The sequence below is a fragment of the Actinomadura darangshiensis genome, from assembly GCF_004349235.1.
GTDB classification, from domain to species: Bacteria; Actinomycetota; Actinomycetes; order Streptosporangiales; family Streptosporangiaceae; genus Spirillospora; species Spirillospora darangshiensis.
Genome location: NZ_SMKY01000652.1, coordinates 1 through 895 on the forward strand (window position 1 = coordinate 1; position 895 = coordinate 895).

Consider the following 895-nt stretch of genomic DNA (forward strand, 5'->3'; position numbering starts at 1 on the left):
GTCCGGGACGGCGGCGGCCACCGGTGCCGCGACTGGACCGCCCGCCGCGACGGCGGAACGTTCACCCTCACCGGCTCCGGCGACCCCTACGACGGTCTCCGCGCACTCGCGTCCGCCGCCTGGGAGGACGACGCGCCCGCGCCCGCCGAAGCCCTCACGGAGGCTCTCGGCGGCCTGCGGCTCTAGAGGAGCCTCCGCAGCCGCAGGAGGTCGAAGATGCTCGCCTCGATCTTGAGGCGGCCCGCGGCCCACGCCTTGGTGGGGCTCAGCTCGTCATGGGCCATCGCGACGAGGTCGTCACTGTCCACGATGAGGCGCACCTGCGCGGCCTTGGGGTCCTCGTCGTGCTCGAACGGGTCGAGGCCGCCCTCGTGGAGCCGGGTGCGGTAGGCCAGTCCGAGGTCGGGGACGCGGCAGCTGATCGTCCGCTCGACGACGTGCTCGGCGAGCCGGTCGGGCTCGACCTCCGCAAGGCGCGCCGCGACACGCCCCAGCGCCGCGCGGCAGTCCTCCTCGTTCGCCATGGTCAGGCCGTTCCCCGTTCGTCCGGCATCGATGTCGTCCAGGGACGGTAGCGTTCATGGTGAGCCGGAGGCGACTCGTCGCGTGCGCTCCGGGAGCACTGGGAGGTAAACGTGATGTCCGACGAGGCCGCGGAGCGGATGCCGCAGGAGCCGGAGGTCCCGGCGGTGCCGCCGCCCGACCCGACCGGCGACCCGCGGGTGGACGCCGCGGTGGCGCGCCTCGGCGAACTCGGCGGGCGGCCCGTCTCTGAGCACGTGGAGGTCTTCGAGGACGTCCACCAGCGGCTCCAGGAGCTGCTCGCGTCCGCCGGGCAGGACGAGCAGCCCCAGCAGCCGCAGTCCCAGCAGGCCCGCCCCGCCTTCCCCGACGC

General features: G+C 74.5%; 2 protein-coding genes and 1 pseudogene. 2 read left to right on the forward strand and 1 reads right to left on the reverse strand.

What is annotated here, in order from left to right; all coding sequences use genetic code 11:
• Positions 1 to 186: pseudogene (locus E1293_RS47185) on the forward strand (HAD family hydrolase); the annotation flags it as partial.
• Here the strand turns inward: E1293_RS47185 and E1293_RS47190 are convergent.
• Positions 183 to 524, reverse strand: a complete 342-nt coding sequence (locus E1293_RS47190) for an SCP2 sterol-binding domain-containing protein (protein ID WP_132206691.1) — start codon at positions 522 to 524, stop codon at positions 183 to 185. The pseudogene E1293_RS47185 and the gene E1293_RS47190 sit on opposite strands and share 4 nt — an antisense overlap.
• Positions 525 to 638: 114 nt before the next feature.
• Here E1293_RS47190 and E1293_RS47195 point away from each other — a divergent pair.
• Positions 639 to 895, forward strand: a 257-nt coding sequence (locus tag E1293_RS47195) for a hypothetical protein (RefSeq protein WP_132206693.1), incomplete at its 3' end; no start/stop codon positions are given.

What these genes read in the sequence shown, in the direction of transcription:
- E1293_RS47190 (WP_132206691.1), bottom strand. Translation starts at nt 524, where the DNA reads ATGGCGAACGAGGAGGACTGCCGCGCGGCGCTGGGGCGTGTCGCGGCG.